Origin of the sequence: Anaerophaga thermohalophila DSM 12881, from assembly GCF_000191885.1 — a bacterium.
GTDB classification, from domain to species: Bacteria; Bacteroidota; Bacteroidia; order Bacteroidales; family Marinilabiliaceae; genus Anaerophaga; species Anaerophaga thermohalophila.
The window spans coordinates 1-17922 of the sequence record NZ_AEWI01000148.1 but is presented as its reverse complement, the minus strand read 5'-3'; the positions used below and the strand labels follow the sequence as shown (position 1 = coordinate 17922).

General features: G+C 42.1%; 10 protein-coding genes and 1 pseudogene. 8 read left to right on the top strand and 3 right to left on the bottom strand.

The annotated features are described in order from the left end of the window. Window positions 1-209, top strand: a pseudogene (locus ATH1_RS22015) (hypothetical protein); the annotation flags it as partial. Window positions 210-394: 185 nt separating this feature from the next. Here ATH1_RS22015 and ispE read toward each other — a convergent pair. Continuing rightward, a complete protein-coding gene (ispE, locus tag ATH1_RS0117245; RefSeq protein WP_010424691.1) occupies window positions 395-1216 on the bottom strand; it encodes a 4-(cytidine 5'-diphospho)-2-C-methyl-D-erythritol kinase in 822 nt (273 codons plus the stop codon). 70 nt (window positions 1217-1286) lie between these two features. Here ispE and ATH1_RS0117240 point away from each other — a divergent pair, with 70 nt between their 5' ends. Together ATH1_RS0117240 and ATH1_RS0117235 are read left to right on the top strand one after the other, a co-directional pair. Next, a complete protein-coding gene (locus ATH1_RS0117240; RefSeq protein ID WP_010424690.1) occupies window positions 1287-2906 on the top strand; it encodes a beta-N-acetylhexosaminidase in 1620 nt (539 codons plus the stop codon). A 282-nt stretch (window positions 2907-3188) separates the two neighbouring features. Continuing rightward, the gene (locus ATH1_RS0117235) at window positions 3189-3701 is read left to right on the top strand and encodes a DUF4251 domain-containing protein (protein ID WP_010424689.1); all 513 of its coding nucleotides are present in this window, start codon (window positions 3189-3191) and stop codon (window positions 3699-3701) included. 104 nt (window positions 3702-3805) lie between these two features. Here ATH1_RS0117235 and ATH1_RS22385 read toward each other — a convergent pair whose 3' ends face one another. Beyond that, window positions 3806-4849, bottom strand: coding sequence for a triple tyrosine motif-containing protein (locus ATH1_RS22385; protein ID WP_010424688.1), 1044 nt, complete (start codon window positions 4847-4849; stop codon window positions 3806-3808). Then, window positions 4821-6722, bottom strand: coding sequence for a two-component regulator propeller domain-containing protein (locus tag ATH1_RS22380; protein WP_010424687.1), 1902 nt, complete (start codon window positions 6720-6722; stop codon window positions 4821-4823). Before ATH1_RS22380 ends, ATH1_RS22385 begins: the two co-directional genes overlap by 29 nt. A 514-nt stretch (window positions 6723-7236) precedes the next feature. On the opposite strand from ATH1_RS22380, the gene ATH1_RS0117220 reads away from it, so the two are divergent. From ATH1_RS0117220 to ATH1_RS0117200, 5 genes are all read left to right on the top strand, one after another. Then, on the top strand, window positions 7237-10272 hold the full coding sequence (locus ATH1_RS0117220) for a SusC/RagA family TonB-linked outer membrane protein (RefSeq protein WP_010424685.1): 3036 nt from the start codon (window positions 7237-7239) through the stop codon (window positions 10270-10272). A gap of 11 nt (window positions 10273-10283) precedes the next feature. After that, window positions 10284-11813 carry a RagB/SusD family nutrient uptake outer membrane protein gene (locus tag ATH1_RS0117215; protein ID WP_010424683.1) on the top strand — a complete coding sequence of 510 codons (1530 nt, stop codon included), beginning with the start codon at window positions 10284-10286 and terminating at the stop codon, window positions 11811-11813. 12 nt (window positions 11814-11825) lie between these two features. Further along, window positions 11826-13565, top strand: a complete 1740-nt coding sequence (locus tag ATH1_RS0117210) for a LamG-like jellyroll fold domain-containing protein (protein WP_044115608.1) — start codon at window positions 11826-11828, stop codon at window positions 13563-13565. Window positions 13566-13668: 103 nt separating this feature from the next. Then, window positions 13669-15651: a glucoamylase family protein gene (locus tag ATH1_RS0117205; protein ID WP_010424673.1), complete on the top strand. Its 1983-nt coding sequence runs from the start codon at window positions 13669-13671 to the stop codon at window positions 15649-15651. 702 nt (window positions 15652-16353) lie between these two features. Further along, window positions 16354-17793 (top strand): glucoamylase family protein, encoded by a 1440-nt coding sequence (locus ATH1_RS0117200; protein WP_010424672.1) that lies wholly within the window; start codon window positions 16354-16356, stop codon window positions 17791-17793. Window positions 17794-17922: the final 129 nt, after the last annotated feature.

Here is a 17922-nt window from a genome sequence, read left to right as displayed (position 1 = left end):
TTGGCATAACAAAACATCAGCTTTATTATCGGGAAAAGGCTGGTAAACAAGGGCGAAGGCCATCGAAGACAACTTTGAAAATGGATGGTTCTAAACAATTAGATGTTCTCAATGACGAGGTTGTAAAGGATATTAACACCATTGCTGAAGATCCCGATACAGATTACGGGTATCGCAAAATGACTTATGCATTAATGAGTGCAGTATAAAAAGCATATTTTTGTCAAAATCCAGGCGTTTTAAATTTTTGTACCGGAGTTAACTTGTTGTTAATGAGGATGCAAAAATTTAAAACAACAACGAGTTTGGCAATAAAAATGCTTTTTAGATCGGGCTCAAATATTTTTCGACTCGTATTACCCCCTAACAATGTTAGAAAAAACTTCAACAGCTCTTAGCTTAAAAATTTTCCACACCACACCCTGTACCCCTTCGGCCAGGTAATCTCAGGTTTATTATTGAAGATACCGAAAACAGCAGAACCGCTCCCCGACATGGCAGCATATAAAGCCCCGTTTTTGTACAAATTTTCTTTTATTTCGGCAAGTTCCGGATACCATGAAAAAGCATTGGCTTCAAAATCGTTGTTCAGTGATTCCGACCATTTTTCAACAGGCATTTTAATAATCTCTTCGGGCTTTTTAGCAGGAGGTTTTGGTATAATGTTTTGGTATGCTTCGGGGGTGGAGAGATGGATCGGAGGTACTACAATCATTATCCAAAAGCCTGTGAGTGAAATATCAACCGGTGAAAAAATATTTCCGGTTCCCCGTGCCAGTGTTGGTTGGTTGCGTATAAAAAAGGCACAATCGGCGCCTAATTCAGCAGCTTTTTTTTCCAGTGTTTTCTCAGAAAGACCAAGGGTGTATTGTTCATTGAGCAAATTCAGCATGAAGGCGGCATTGCTGGATCCTCCCCCCAGGCCGGCTCCGCAGGGAATGTTTTTATGCAGATGAATTTTCAGTGGAGGGATGTGGTGATCTTTCCTCAGTAAATCCAAGGCTTTAAAAACCAGATTGTCTTTCTTGTCTGTCATGGTTGCTAAACCCGACTCCGAGAATTGGTCATCACTGCCTTCGGTGTTGTTAATAACCTCAAGAACGTCATTGAAACCCGGTACGGGAAAGAAGATTGTTTCAATATTATGGAAGCCGTCGGGACGTTTTTCAGTGACAAATAACCCTAAATTTATTTTTGCATTGGGAAAAACCACCATAATCCTTTATTTTTATTGCAAAGAAACAATAGTTCCGGTAAAATTTTTATAAACCGCTTAAATTTTCATTATGAATATCATGGAAACGTCACTCAAATTTTTGTTTGTGAGTGTTTTAGCTGTTTTTACTATGTCGTGTGGAGAACAATACCCGCCAACCAATCTTGCCAATAACCACATCATTCCCAAGCCGGCCTCTGTGGTAGCAACGCATGGTACATTTGTCCTTGATAAAGATGCTGTTATTTTTTATGATGCCGGCAACGAGGACTTGAAAAAGAATGCAGAGTATCTGGCCGGGCTTTTACGCCCGTCGACAGGTTTTGTTGTTGAAACCAAAGCAACATCGCGAAACCCGCGGGATGGCATTTATCTGACAGCAGGAGTCGATAAAGACTCGTTACTTGGAGAAGGGGGATATGAACTCGTGATTTCCGAAAAGCAGGTTAAAATTGCTTCACCTTATCCGGATGGTGTTTTTTATGGTATTCAAACAGTGCGTCAATTGCTACCCGCCGATATTGAATTTCACAATGATGGCACTCGTGAAAAATGGTTTTTACCAACAGGGACTATCCGTGACTGGCCTGAGTACCAGTATCGGGGGGCAATGCTTGATGTGTCGCGTCACTTTTTCGGTGTTGAGACAGTGAAGCGGTTCATTGATTATCTGTCGCTTTTTAAATTTAATGCACTGCATCTTCATCTTTCCGATGATCAGGGCTGGCGTATAGAAATAGAGTCGTGGCCCAACCTTACCAGGCATGGAGGAAGCACGGAAGTTGGCGGTGGCAAAGGCGGTTATTATACAAAGGACGACTACAAAGCAATTGTTGAGTATGCTGCCGGTCACCATATCACTATTATTCCGGAAATTGATATGCCGGGGCACACCAATGCTGCTCTTGCCTCATATCCTGAGCTGAATTGTGACGGGAAAGCGCGCGAATTGTATACCGGAACAAAAGTCGGATTCAGTACCCTGTGCACCGATAAAGAGATCGTTTATGAGTTTGTGGATGATGTTGTTCGTGAAATTTCGGAATTAACACCCGGCCCCTGGTTCCATATTGGCGGAGATGAGTCACATTCAACAGAACAAGATGATTACGTCCGGTTTATTAACCGGGTTCGTGAAATTGTCAACACGTACGGGAAGAAAGTAATTGGTTGGGACGAAATTGCGCATGCCGATATAAACAGTGAAGATGTGGTACAGTTTTGGGCCAGGGAAAAAAATGCATTAGAGGGTGTGAAAAAAGGAGCCGGAGTGATCATGTCACCTTCCAGTCATGCATACATGGACATGAAGTATGATTCTACTACTGTATTGGGGCTTAGCTGGGCCGGGCTGACAGAAGTGGATGATGCTTACAACTGGGACCCGGTTGCTTTGGTTGACGGCATTGAAAAAATTGATATCCTTGGTGTTGAGGCTCCGCTCTGGACAGAAACCATTGAAACGCTCGATGATATTGAATATATGACGTTCCCTCGTCTTCCAGGTTACGCCGAAATTGGATGGACCGCCACCGAAAACAGGTTCTGGGAAGATTATAAAGTTCGCCTCGGCAAACAAAAAGAACGTTTCGAGGCGATGGATGTTAACTATTACAAATCTCCCCTGGTGCCCTGGCAGGATGAGGAGGATATTTTTATTGAAGAGCAGAAGGAGGGAGAAGTTAAGTAGTGCCCTTCTGTAAAGTCGGGAAAAGTAGTGCCAAATCATGTGTCTGTCCATAAGGTAAATAGTCAGTTAAAAAGGCTTAAACGCAGAGGCGCCATGATGCAAAGTTTTTATTATGAGAGAGTTGTGGTTTATATCATTAGGGTGGTAAACAAGTTATGAGCCCAGCCTAAAAAGCATCTTTGTTGCCAAACGCCTGGATTTTGACAAAAATATGCTTTTTATGCTGCACTTATTTATATGCAGACTCATTTTAAGAGAGTTAAGTTCGAAAATGTTTAAATTATGAGACGAATTTTAATAATAATTTTATCGTTGACCTTTTTACCTGGCTTGAATGTTTCTGACTTTGCTGGTGAGCAGGAAGAAAAGGAGAAGCGTCAGAAGCAATATGAAGAGATACTCGCCCTGGTGAAAAGCGGACAATTTATATTTGAAGCAACCCGGGCTTTTCCGCAAAGCGGGCCATCTATAGACCTGACAACCAATTATGGCTACTTAAAAGTAACCGATTCTGTTGCAACCGCAGACCTTCCATATTTTGGCAGAGCGTATAACGTAGCGTATGGTGGAAAGGGCGGAATTAATTTTTCAGGCAAAGCTAATGAAATCAAAATTTCAGAAAGCCCCGAAAAAATGCGAATCCAATACTCTTTTGAAGTGAAGGACAGGGATGTTTTCAAAATCATGATGGAAATCGGGTATGACGGAGATACTTCGTTGAGTGTTATTAGTAATGACAGAGCATCCATTCGTTATAGCGGAAAAATAAGTGCTGTTGAAGAAGAGGACCCATAGCATCACTTTATATCACAGGATGCTTCATTGATTGCTGCTGTTCTAAATCAGGCGGTTTCAATTGAACATCAGGTGGTATCCATCCGTGATTTGGAAGATATACTTCAATTCAGATTGTTTGAATTCTCGCCATTCTGAAACGACAGAATAAACTCGGTGAGATCTGTCTCAGGTGGCAATCCTAATTTCTTCCTGAGGCGATATCGGTGGTTTTCCACACCTCGGACAGAAATGCCCAGAAGCGGTGCTATCTCTTTAGATGTCAGGTTGATTCGCAAAAATGCGCAGAGTCGCAAATCGCTGGGTGTTAACTCCGGATATTCGCTTTTTATAGACTGAAGAAAAGTTTCGTGTGCAAGGTTAAAGTTATGCTCAAATACTTTCCAGTCATCATCACCCGATATATTGCCATCGATCTTTTTAATCAGTTCTGAATAATATTTGTCGGGAAAGCGGGGACCTAACTGCTCTTTCTGACGTTTTAGCTTGTCTTTGAGCGACATCAGGAATTCGTTCTTTTTAATCATCTCAAGTGTAGTGTTAGCCAGCTGGCGGCTTTTGAAAGAGAGCTCGGATTGTAACTTTTCATTTCTGAGTCTGATGAGTTCTCTTTCTTTTTCTTCCCGTTTATGCTTTTCGTTAAGCTTTACGCGTTTTACAGTAATGTGCTTTCCCAGAAAGAAAATACCCAAAAACAATAAAGCATAAATGATTATAGCCGGAGTGGACTTATACCATGGTGGTTTTACTTCTAATACCAACGTATGGACTTTTGATGATTTTTGCCACTTATTTGTGGCTCTTACCTTAATGGTGTATTCTCCTGTAGGGATTCGGTTGATTACAAAAGCAGGTTTTTCTGATGGTTCCGACCATCCATTGGTCAGTCCTTCAATTTTATATTGATACCTGATAATTTCTCCTGAATACAAGGGGAAGGAATATCTTAACGAGAGGTTGTTGCGGGCAAAAGGGATACTTATTTTTTCCTGATAGGGCGAAAGTGTCTTTCTGTCTCCCGACTGAGAGTGGGATACAATTTCTCTGATTTTGAGAGATTCCCGGGTGATTCTTTCACCACTGTCTTCAGCTTCAGCATCCAGAAGGGCATATCCGTTTTCAAGGCACAGAGGTAGCTCTTTGGGCATCTATGGGAACAATGTTTTCTTCTCTGGGTATAAGGTCGTTTTGAAAAAGTGTGATTGGAAATTCTTTAATTTTTTCAATGCTGTTTTGTTTTATCCTGAATTGCGCAATTCCGATGTCGTTGATAAACCAATAGCGATTATCGGGGGCGCCGACAATGAAAAATGAAGATGAGTAATTGCCCAGATTCCTGTTCAGAAATTCATAGGGAACAATGGCATCGTTCAGATCATCATAGGTATAAAGCGAATCGTTATTGGTAAAAACAATGCGTCCTTCCACCTTGAAAGTCCGAATACTGCTACCCTGGCGCCAAAGAATCGAGTTTTTTCCATAATGCTTAACCAGAAGTGTTGAGTCCAGATTCTCATTCAGGCGTATTCTATACAATCCATGATAGAGATGGCTGGCCCAAAGATTATTTCTGTGATCAAACTCAACAAATCTTATTAAATCGTTGAATCCTTTTACGGTATGGGAAAATTGCCATTGACCATTATTTTTTTTGTACACGACCAGTTCGGTATAGGTACTTTGAACCAAATGATCCGGGCGGTTGGAAATTCTTGTTACGGAATATCCGCCCGAAAGTTCAGATATTTTGGTAGCCTGGCAGTTATCAACAATGAAGGTTCCGGAATTGTGACCTACAAAAAGAGTTCCGTCAATGACTTCACAATCCCAAACCTGTCTTTGGGTGCCCTGCACGAGCCTGAATTGGTCGTTGGGTTGGTTCCATTTTTTACAAAACAAGCCCTGATTGGTGCCGGCATAAAAAATTCCATGATGAATAGCAACTGAATACAGGGCGCCCGGTGAATCGTGTTCGAACATGGTATAAGACGATGTAGAGGAAAAAGAAATGAAATCCAGACCTTTGTCCGATGCTATCCATATATTATCAGTACTGTCGCAGGCAAGTGAATGAACAGTATTGCTTTGTAAACCGAAACGGGTGGTCAGATGTTGTTTTTCACTACCATCGGGCGAAAGAATCTTTATCCCGTTAAGGATAGTCCCTATTATTATTGTCCCGTCTGACTTCCGTATCCCGTTATTGATGTTGTTGTGGACGAAAAAACCCGTTTGTTGGGGGGCCCATTCTGCGACCTTGTCAGTGGCTGCATCGTACAGGAACATCCCATGGCTTTCGGTACCAATCAGATAATGATCTTTTATATGATATCCGGAGAAGAAATTTACACTCTTATTTCTGAAAAAATCCGATTGAAGGAAAGATACATATTTATTATTCTTAATTTTATACAATCCTGTGGACTGAACGGCAATGACCAGTTCGTTGTTGACGACTGCAGACACCGTAATGAAACCATTTATTTCGATGAATTCAAACCGATTGTCGGAAAAAATATATATACCGGAGAATGACTGAAAGTAAACCTTTTCTCCGATTATGAATATGTGCCAGAATTCTTCATTTTTGGCAAAGAATTGTTCTACCTTGTCAGTTAAAGAGGTATATTCAAGTTTCCCGATGTCGTTTCTTTCCCAGTATCCGATTTCCCTGTAGCCGCCGGTAAATATCCGGTTGTGTTTATCTACCGCCACGGATCTTATTGGAAAGCCGTTGGGTGAAGGATTCATGTGCCATGATACGCCGTCGAATTCGATTAATCCAATGCTGTTTCCAAAATAGGTATACCCTTCAGAATCAAATCCAATACACCAGTTTTTATTGGCCCCGTTGTAGTCGTGTTTGTTAAAATTGATTATCTGCGATTGTAGCTTCGTGCTTGTTTCACCATTTTTTGCACCGGCGCCACATAAACAGAAAAAGGAACAAATTGCAATTGTTAAAATATATCTTATTCTGAGCTGTTTTGAGTAAATCATTTCCATAATCGGGTGCTCCATCAGTATAAATTTTGTCTAAACTATTGGCCTGATCGCCTGCTTTGTTTGTCCTGGGAAGCGTAACACAGTCAATGGCACTTTATGGACAGCCACTAAATGCTATTTTGTGCTAAACTGCCTTATAGGAAAGGGAGAGATACCGGTGTTGATTAGGGATACAAAAATATTTGATAATTGAGATTCTTTTAGTTTTTCTGATGTTAAAATGCAAAAAAATGTTCAATTCACCGGTCAAATTTAATAACAAAATACCATTTAAAAGGATAATTCTCCCGTTTTGGTTCACTTTTGTTAAGAAAACCGGCTTTTTCTCTCAAAAAAAATATCAAAAATTCAAGAAATTAAATTACTGAAATTTAATATATAATACCAATAAATTACATTAAAGATGAGTTAAAAGTGAAGTAGAGAGATACATTTTTTAACAATGAGAGTTATTGGTGTAGTTAATTTTTCTTTAATCTGGTTATTGTGGTCGTAATTTTACTTCAGCAAAAACAAAAATTTTATAGTCATGAGAAAAACTCTGTTATTAATTTATTTTTTAATGGCATCTGTCTTTCTCTTCGGTCAGGAAGAGATTACTGTCCGTGGGACAGTGACAGATTCGCAAAATCTGGGAATTCCGGGTGTTTCAGTAGTGGTAGAAGGAACGACCCAGGGCACAATTACCGATATGGATGGTAATTATAATCTGACAGTGCCGTCAGATGCTAACCTTGTGTTTAGTTTTGTCGGGATGAAGACCGTCACTGTCGCGGTCAATGGGCGAAATGTCATTGATGTTACCATGGAATCTTCAATGGTTGATCTTGAAGAGGTGGTTGTGGTTGGTTATGGTGAGGTTAGAGCCAAGGACCTGACTTCCTCTATTGCAACTATAAAATCGGAAGAGTTGACAAAAACGCCCAGCGGCCAGGCGATGCAATCTCTGCAGGGAAAAGTAGCCGGCGTTCAGATTGTCAGTGCCGGTGCCCCGGGGAGTGAACCAACGGTACGGATTCGTGGGATCGGTTCTTATCCCGGTAGTAGTAACTCACAGCCCCTCTATGTGGTTGACGGAATGTACTTCGATAACATTGACTTTCTGAATCCATCGGATATAGAAACATTATCGATTCTGAAGGATGCTTCAGCTTCAGCGATTTATGGAGTCAGGGCGGCCAATGGTGTTGTTCTGATAACCACAAAAAATGGTTCATTAAATGAAAAAGCCCGGATAACTTATGAGGGGTATGTTGGCGTTCAGGTTCCACAAAATGTGCTGAAGATGGCAAATGCTGAGCAGTTTGTTGATTATGTCAATCAAACGGGAGATGCAGCTGATATTCAGTACGTGCAAAATGCAATGCAACGTTACGGCAGAAGCCGCGTGAACCCGAATGTGCCTGCCGTGAATACCGACTGGTATGCTGAAGTTATGAAGGATGCTGCCAGACAGCAAAACCATTCCCTTACCGTTTCCGGCGGTAGTGATAAAACGGCTTACTCCTTAGGTGTTAGCTATTTTGAACAAGAGGGCTTGCTGGAAACAGCCAGGGACTCTTATGAACGGATGAATATCAGAGGAAAGTTTGATCAGGAAGTAAATAGCTGGTTGAAAGCCGGTATCAATTTCAATTTGAGTAGTGCAGAAAAATATTCAGCTGACGATGGTGCCTGGTTTAGTGCATATCATGCCGTGCCTATCCTGCCAAAATACGATATGGAGAATTATGAAGCCCTTACGGAGAGTGGAATCCCGGATGCAAGTCCCTATTCCAGCGCTCAATTGCTTGGGTACAGGGACGCACAAAATCCTTTTCTGCAACTTGATTACAGAAACAACCGCCAGGATTCCAAAAAGGTTTATAGCGGTATTTACGGAGAAATTTCATTCATTCCGAACAAACTTCGTTTCAAAACCACTTATAATGTCTCTCTGAATGCAATTAAGAACAGAAATGTTGGTTTGCCTTATTTTGTAACTGATGATGCCAAAAGACTTTTATCTACCATCAGTACCGACCGGATAACTAATTATGACCAGTTTCTGGATAATGTTTTAACCTATTCGGACAGCTTTGGTAATCACAATCTTACCGTTATGCTTGGGCAATCTTACAGGGATGAAAGGTATGAATATCTTAAAGGAGAGGCTGAGAACATTCCTGAACCACAAAATACCTGGTATATCGGACAGTCTCGTTCTGAATCTTCAAAGCAGGTAGATGACGATGCAGAAAGAATTTATGGTCTGTCTTATTTTGGTCGTGTTTCTTATAACTATGACAACAGGTATCTGGGGTATTTTACTATTAGAAGGGAAGGAACTTCAAAATATCAGGAAAAATGGGGAACTTTCCCTGCCTTTGGCTTAGGCTGGGTTATCTCCGAAGAATCTTTTTTCAATAATGTTAATTTCGTAGATTTTCTGAAATTAAGAGCCGGTTGGGGACAGTTAGGGAATGATAAAATTGCCCGGGCAGCCGGACAAAATACCACCGAACCTGTCTTTTTAGCCATTGATGATACTCAGGTAAATGGTACCATTACTACCAATACATTCGGTTATCTTGAATGGGAAGTTGTGGAAGAAACCAATGTTGGTATCACAGCCAATTTCCTGAACAATCGTTTAAGGTTGGAATCAGATTATTTTATCAGGGATACTAAAAAGGCGGCAATTCCTGTTAACCTTAAATTACAAGGGGGAAGTGTTTTAAGAAATGTCGGGAAGATACGGAATTCCGGCCTGGAAGTAGTATTAAACTGGGATGATAAAATTACCAACGACTTGACGTATTCTGTCGGTCTAAATGTTTCAACATTGAAGAATGAGGTGCGCGATTTGTACGGACAGCCTTACCTGAATGGTGGTTCGGCTGAGTTTCGCCAGCGTTCGCAGGTGGGCGAGCCACTCCTCTCTTTTTACGGGTATGAGGTAGCCGGGGTCTATCAAAATCAGACCGAGATCGATGCCGATCCGGTTGCCGTGGAGAATGGACTGGTTCCCGGAGATTTTAAATTTGTTGACCAGGACGGAAATGATGTAATCGACGATGATGATAAAGTATTCCTGGGTTCATACTTCCCCGATCTTACTTATGGTGCTTCATTAGGGCTTACCTATAGAAATTTTGATTTCTCACTGAACATTATGGGCCAAAGCGGTAATAAAATTCTGAACCGAAAAAGAGGTGAAATTATTTGGACCAATGATACCAATATTGATGCCGATCTGGCCAACGGTTTGTGGAATGGTGAAGGTACATCCAATGAATATCCGTCGGCATCCGGTTTAAGACGAGGCTGGAACCAGAATTTCAGTGACTACCTGGTTGAAGACGGCTCATTCTTCAGAATTCAGAATGTTCAGCTTGGGTATAATCTGAACGGAACACAATTGTTTGGAAAAGGATTCCCAAATGCCAGGATATTTGTAACAGCAGAAAGACCCTTAACGGTATTCAGTTACAACGGGTTTAATCCGGAAGTTCCAAACGGCATCGACCGCCAGTTTTATCCGGTTCCTTCAGTTTATACTGTTGGCTTAAATGTTAAATTCTAAACTCAGCAAAAATGAAATTAAACAGAATATACAGATTGATTACACCGGTATTGGTTTTCGGGCTCGTGTTCTTTTTTTCCAGTTGTAGTGATAAACTGGACGAGCCTTTTGAAGATGAATCTTTTACCAGTGATGTGAATTATTCCAGAGGCGAGGATATGATATTACCACTTTTGGGAGCTTATCAGGCATTGTATACCCGCGGATGGGAAGAACCAGTCACGTTGGGCATTCGTGGCGATGATGTGAATGCAGCAGGTGATCAGGTGCCCATGCAGGAACAGGATGAATATAAATATTTCCCCAGTCATTGGAATTTGAATGCTGTATGGCAGAATCATTACAACGACATTATTACCACATTCACTGCCATGGAGGAAATTGAGAAATACCGGGCTGCAAGCGGGAATGATGATTTAGCCGATCAGTACCTTGCAGAGTGTCGGGTCATCAGGGCATTTTTGTATCTTAACCTTGCCAGATCATTCGGAGGATGTATTGTGATCGATAAGTTGGATAATATCCAGAGTACACCTGTTAGCAATAAAGCCGAAGTAATGCAATACATTGTAGACGAAATGACAGCTGCAATACCTGATCTTCCGGCTGTTCATCCCAATAAACGAACGGATATAAAAGGGGGAGTGACACAATATACGGCTTATGCTCTTCAGGCTCTGGCTTATCAGGAAATGGAAAATTATCAGGGAGTGGCAGATGCTACCTCCGAAATCATCCGTTCCGGTGAATATGAACTTGCCGGTGACTATTATCATCTTTTCAAAAAAGCCGGTAAGCTGGATGATGAAAATATTCTTGAATTCCAGTTTTCTGACTTTAATCAGGGTGAGGGAGACAGATTCGGGCATTTGTTTGCACCCTTTGGAATTGGTGGCTGGACCCCTGTTGTTACAGGAGCTGAAGGTGGCTGGGGGTTTTATGAACCAACATTAAAGTACATCAAGTTTATGCTCGACCGGGGCGAAACGGTTCGTCTGGAAACAAGTGTTGCTTTTACTCCGGATGGCATAACTGAGCTTCAAAATGAGTATGGACCTATTCCGGCATGGATAAGTAACACAAACAGGGAAGGAGACATTTTTAACAACAATGCCCGCCTGAACTTTGGAAGTGCTAAGTTTATTCAACCCTCCACTGAATTGATACCTGGCAGAACCTCACAGGGAAGCAACAAGAATCTGATTGTTATTCGTTACGCCGAAATGCTCCTGATGTATGCCGAAGCATTGACAAGGGGTGCGTCAAGCGACATTTCAATGACAGCTACCGAAGCTGTTAACCTTGTGCGTATCAGAGCCAATTTATCTGCCCTGTCTGATGTAACCACACAAGATGTTCTTGATGAGAAATTTGCTGAATTGGGCACCGAGTGGGGCATAAGATTTTATGACATGGTGCGTACAGAAAATACTTCTGAACTCAGTTACGGAGGCCGGACTTTTACCATGGATAAAGCTTATTTCCCGTTCCCGGCTGACCAGGTAGCCGAGCTACCACAATTGGAAGAAGGAATTCAATAAAAAACTATGGATATGAAAACAGCATATAATAAATTATTCATTTTCGCATTGGCACTTTTGGTCTTCAATGCATGTGATCAAGAATACATTGATGACATTTCAAAAGTTGAGCCCGGGCCGGATGAGTCGGCTCCGCAGATAACCCTCAATTATCCCAAAGAGGGCACCCGCATTCAGGTAACTGAACCGGAAACCACAATTACCATTGATTTTGAAGTGACAGATGATATCGAAATCGGCACGGTAAAAGTGCTACTTGATGGTGCTGAAATCGGCTCTTTCAGTGAGTTTATTGATTATCGCAGATTTCTCCATGAGCTGACTTATGAAGGATTGGGAAATGGGGAACACATCCTTAAAATTACTGCGACCGATCTGGATGGCAAAAGCACAGAGACGTCGGTTACTTTTGAGAAAGTACCTCCCTATGAGCCCAAGTTTGATGGTGAAATCTTCTATATGCCGTTCAATGGAGACCTGATGGAACTGATATCTCAGAAAATGGGAACCAAAGTAGGAGATCCCGGTTTTGTAGACGGCATATCATTGGAGGCTTATAAGGGAGCTGAAAATGCCTATGTTTCTTATCCTACAGATATTTTAAATACCGGAGCTTTCACGGCTGCTTTCTGGTACAAAGTGAATCCTGTGCCGGGCAAGGCCGGAGTGATTTCTATCAGTCCCGAAGGAGAAGACCGTACCAAAGGGTTGCGCTTTTTCCGTGAAGGAGATGAGGTTTCTCAACGGTTTAAACTGAATGTGGGCACCGGAACTGCTGAAGTCTGGAACAATGGAGATGTGATTGATGCATCATCCGATCAGTGGATACACATCGCATTTACGGTTTCCGAAGCTTCTACCATCATCTATTTCAACGGAGAACCGGTAAGTTCTACTGAAGGTGGTATTATCGACTGGACAGGGTGTGAAGGTATTTCCATTGCTTCCGGTGCTCCTAATTTTGCTTACTGGGATCACGGATCGGATATGAGTTTGTATGACGAGTTGAGGATATTCAACAAAGCGTTGTCGCAGGAAGAACTGCAGCAGGTAATGGCAGACGAAGGACAAGTGCCGCCTTATGAGCCGCAATATGAGAATGAAATATTCTATATGCCGTTTGATGGTAATTATGAGGAAAAAATAAGTGAAACCATGGCTGCTGAAGTCGGAACACCAGGCTTTGCAGGAGAGAGTGTCAAAGGGATTAATGCTTATGCAGGTGCTACCGGTTCTTACCTGACTTATCCCACCGACGGGTTGACTGCCAATGAATTCAGTGCGGCATTTTGGTACAAGCTAAATGCTGTCCCCGATCGCGCAGGAATTTTAGTGGCCGGGCCCCGGGATCCGGATAATCCCGATGCTCAGATTCTTCGTACTTCCGGGTTCCGGTTCTTCCGTGAAGCGGATGGTACAATGCAACGGTTTAAGCTGAATATTGGAACCGGTGATGGAGAAGTGTGGAATGACGGAGGTACGCTTGATCCGACGCTCAACGAATGGGTACACCTTGCTTTCACTATCTCCGAAAGCCAGACTGTTGTCTATATCAATGGAGTAGAGGCTGCGGCAGTAGCTTCCAGCCCCATCGACTGGACAGGTTGTGATATTATGTCTATTATGTCAGGTGCCCCCCGCTTTTCAGGATGGGATCATCTCTCGGATTTGAGTTATATGGATGAGCTCTATCTGTTTGATAAGGCTCTCTCTGCAGAAGAGGTGGAGTCTTTGATGAATGATGCTTTGTAGATTTCACAACCGATAAAACCTTTATTGGCCCACCGGTTGCTTCCGGTGGGCCATCATTTACTTTTTTTGTAATAACACCGGTTTAGTCATTAGTTTACGTGATATGCGTTACTTTCTGATCCTTTTGATATCAGGCCTGTTTTTTTTTCAGTCCTGCAAAGATGATTCTGATTCTGAGGTAGAGACAGAAAAGCTTTCTGTTTCCTATGTTTATATGGGAGACAAGGAATTATCGACAGCCGGTGATAACATCGATGTGTCTGTTGATGAACCGGTTCAGATCAGGTTTAATAAACCGGTTAAACTTCTTTCGGCTCAGGAAAATATTACGCTTGAAAATTCTGCCGGTCAACTGGTGGAATTGACTTTTTTACCTTTTGATCAGAATAAACTTTTCAAAATAGCTCATCCCGTACTGGCTGAAAGCAGTACCTACACGCTTACTATTTCCGGGTCACTGGAGGGAGAGGGCAACGAAACCTTCGATGAACAGATTTATGTTTTCTCTACTCTTACGAACCCTTTGGTTTTGGAATCCATATCGATAGACGATGAGCAAGTTAATCCGGCACAGCGCATTATGGATGTCAGCCGAAATCCGCAAATCGATTTCCATTTTAATATTCCGGTGGGAACCGATGATCTTGGCGACTATTCATCGTTAAGCACCAATGGTATTCAGGTGGCGTATACTTTGAGTCAGGTGGATGATAAGACCATCTCGTTATCCGCCGATCAGACGCTGGAGGATTACAAAAGATACCGGATCAGAATTTCTTCAAATCTTGAACAACGAACCGGTCGCCCTTTTGACGGACTGGATATGACCTTTTTTACACAACTGGATTCCACACCCAAATTTCCTGAGATTACCGACGATGAACTCCTGACCAGGATTCAACAGCAAACGTTTAAGTATTTCTGGGATTTCGGGCATCCTGTAAGCGGATTGGCCCGCGAACGCAACACTTCTGGTGAAACGGTAACTTCCGGCGGTTCAGGATTTGGCATTATGGCCATCATTGTTGGTATTGAACGCGGATTTATCACCCGCGAAGAAGGAATTGACCGGTTACATACTATTGTTGATTTTCTTGAAACCGCCGATCGTTTTCATGGTGCATGGTCTCACTGGCTCAATGGAACCACGGGAGAGGCTTTGCCTTTTAGTTCAAAAGACGACGGCGGCGATCTGGTGGAAACATCATATATGGCAGCCGGGTTACTGACAGCCCGTCAGTATTTGAATGCCTCCGATCCCGATGAAAATGTGCTGATCGATAAGATTAATGCCTTGTGGAATGCCATTGAATGGGACTGGTATACCCGTGGAGGACAAAATGTACTTTACTGGCACTGGTCGCCTAATTACAATTGGGAGATGAACATGCAGATCAAAGGGTATAATGAAGCTTTAATAACCTATATCATGGCTGCTTCGTCTTCTACACATTCCATTTCTGCCGATGTCTATCATCAGGGATGGGCACTTGACGGGGGAATTGTTAATGGTAATGAATACTATGGAATTCCTCTGCCCGTAGGGCAACAATATGGCGGGCCTTTATTTTTTGCACACTATACTTTTATGGGAATTGATCCGCGGAATCTTTCCGATCAATATGCCGATTATTGGGAACAAAACCGTAATCACACACTTATCAACCGGGCACATTGCATTGCCAATCCGAATAATTATGTCGGTTATAGTGGAGAATGCTGGGGACTTACTGCAAGTGACAATCATAAAGGATATTCAGCTCATTCACCCACCAACGATCTGGGGGTAATCACGCCCACTGCAGCTATTTCTTCTATTCCTTATACCCCTGAAGAATCAATGGCCGCCATACGCTTTTTTTATTATCAGTTGGGCGACCGACTATGGGGCGAATACGGTTTTTACGATGCTTTCAATGTAACGGAAGAGTGGACGGCCGACTCATATCTGGCCATCGACCAGGGACCTGTCATTGTGATGATAGAAAACTATCGTACCGGTCTGATATGGAATTTACTCATGTCCTGCCCTGAGGTCCGGGCTGGGCTCTCAAAACTGGGGTTTATAATCATGAATCGAGCATGACAAAAATTGTCATAATAGATCATTAAATTGTTAAGATTGTTAGGATTGTTAGATTGTTATCTAATGTAATAAAACTTATAACATACTAACAACTGACACTTCAACAATCCTAACAATCCTAACAATTTAACAATTCTAACAGCCGTAACAATTTATTAAATGTGAGATGAAAGGAGCATGACAAGGTTTTTCACAATAAGAATATATAAGCACCATTTAACCTCTAATCATCTAAGAAACCAAAAACAGGCAACAGATTCTTCGTCGTTACCTCCTCAGAATGACATTAAACAGTCTGTCATTCTGAGCGGAGCGAAGAATCTAAAAAAGCAAACAGACTAAGATGTGATTTTTATTGATGTTAATAAAAATAATCTGTGTTCATCTGCGTCAACTGTGGTGAACTCTCAACCTTAACTTCAATCTCAACCTCAATCTTAATCTCAACCTTTGCTGTTTGTCATTCTGAGCGGAGCGAAGAATCTAAAATCAATTAAAGCATAATAAATTGCATCATTCCAACAACTTAGACTTATTTTATACTGATGAAACGAGCATGACAAGGTTTGTTTAAATAGAATTTTAGATTTAAGATGGTAAGATGTAAGATAAAACGGGACTGATAAGGCATATCACAACAAGAATATGTATAAATTCTTACATGCGAGTGCCATTCGACCTTAATAAATAAATTATATACTGATGAAAATGATGAACAAAGGAATTAATATATTAAAACTGACCGTTGTTTTTGTCGCTTTTTTCATGGCAGCTTGCAATACCGGCAGTAAAAAGTCCGGCGAAACTACGAAAACAGATGCCAATACAATATCGGATGATTCACTGTTGAATCTTGTGCAATATCGCACATTTCAATATTTCTGGGATGGTGCTGAGCCTAATTCGGGCATGGCAAGTGAAAGATTTCATGTGGACGGCGATTATCCCCAGAACGATAAGCATATTGTTACCATCGGTGGCAGCGGATTTGGTTTGATGGCCATTCTGGTTGGTGTGGAACGGGGCTTTATCTCCCGGGAAGAAGCCTATCAGAGATTTCAGAAAATCGTTGGTTTTCTGGAAACGGCCGATCGTTTTCATGGTGCCTGGCCGCACTGGTTAGATGGTGAAACCGGAAAAGTAAAGCCATTTTCTAAGTATGATGATGGAGGTGACCTGGTAGAAACTGCTTTTCTGGTGCAGGGACTGCTGGCTGTGAAACAATATTTTAAAGATGGTAATGAGGCCGAAAGACATCTGGTCGGAAAAATTGACCGTTTATGGCGTGAAGTAGAATGGGACTGGTACACTAAAGGGGGAGAAAACATCCTTTACTGGCACTGGTCGCCTAACCACGGCTGGAAAATGGATTTTGCTGTTACCGGCTATAACGAGTGCATGATTATGTACATACTGGCGGCTTCATCGCCTACTCATCCTGTCGATCCGGATGTTTACCACAAAGGTTGGGCTATGAATGGCGACATTGTTGTTGAGAATACAACCTTTGGTCATACATTAACACTTAAGCATCATGTTGATCCTCAAAAGGGAGGTCCTTTGTTCTGGGCGCATTATTCATGGCTGGGGCTCGATCCCCGAGGCCTTTCCGACCGGTACGCCAATTACTGGGACAACAACGTGGCGCATACGCTGATTAATCGTCAACACTGCGTGAATAATCCTAACAACTACAAGGGGTACGGGGAGAATTGCTGGGGACTGACTTCCAGCTACACTGTTCCCGGCGCCGCTGCCTATGTCAGAGGGCAGACCAATGAAAAACCATCGCCCGGGAATTCCGATCAAACTGACTATGCCGGACACAGGCCTTCTTTCGATCTTGGCGTCATCGCGCCAACGGCTGCATTATCTTCCATGCCTTATGCTCCGGATAAGGTAATGCCGGTCATTCGTCATTTTTACGAAGATTTGGGCGATAAAATATGGGGGCCTTATGGGTTTTACGATGCTTTCAGTGAAGAGTATGAATGGTATCCCAGGCGCTACCTGGCCATTGATCAGGGCCCCATTCCGGTAATGATTGAAAACTACAGGACAGGCCTGCTGTGGGACCTTTTCATGCAGGATGAGGATGTTCAGAAAGGGCTTGAAAAGTTGGATTTTGAAATAAATAAATAATTACTTTAGAGATATATCCGGTCAAATATGATTTAATTCGGTTTGAAAAGTATAATGAATGAGTGCGGTATAAAAAGCATATTTTTGTCAAAATCAAGGCGTTTTAAATTTTTGCACCGGAGTTAACTC

Bases quoted from the DNA above. Each gene is read 5' to 3' on its own strand.
- ATH1_RS22385 (WP_010424688.1), bottom strand. From the start codon at position 4,849: ATGCCCAAAGAGCTACCTCTGTGCCTTGAAAACGGATATGCCCTTCTG.
- ATH1_RS0117220 (WP_010424685.1), top strand. From the start codon at position 7,237: ATGAGAAAAACTCTGTTATTAATTTATTTTTTAATGGCATCTGTCTTT.
- ATH1_RS0117210 (WP_044115608.1), top strand. From the start codon at position 11,826: ATGAAAACAGCATATAATAAATTATTCATTTTCGCATTGGCACTTTTG.
- ATH1_RS22380 (WP_010424687.1), bottom strand. From the start codon at position 6,722: ATGGAGCACCCGATTATGGAAATGATTTACTCAAAACAGCTCAGAATA.
- ATH1_RS0117215 (WP_010424683.1), top strand. From the start codon at position 10,284: ATGAAATTAAACAGAATATACAGATTGATTACACCGGTATTGGTTTTC.
- ATH1_RS0117235 (WP_010424689.1), top strand. From the start codon at position 3,189: ATGAGACGAATTTTAATAATAATTTTATCGTTGACCTTTTTACCTGGC.
- ATH1_RS0117205 (WP_010424673.1), top strand. From the start codon at position 13,669: ATGCGTTACTTTCTGATCCTTTTGATATCAGGCCTGTTTTTTTTTCAG.
- ATH1_RS0117240 (WP_010424690.1), top strand. From the start codon at position 1,287: ATGAATATCATGGAAACGTCACTCAAATTTTTGTTTGTGAGTGTTTTA.
- ATH1_RS0117200 (WP_010424672.1), top strand. From the start codon at position 16,354: ATGAAAATGATGAACAAAGGAATTAATATATTAAAACTGACCGTTGTT.
- ispE (WP_010424691.1), bottom strand. From the start codon at position 1,216: ATGGTGGTTTTTCCCAATGCAAAAATAAATTTAGGGTTATTTGTCACT.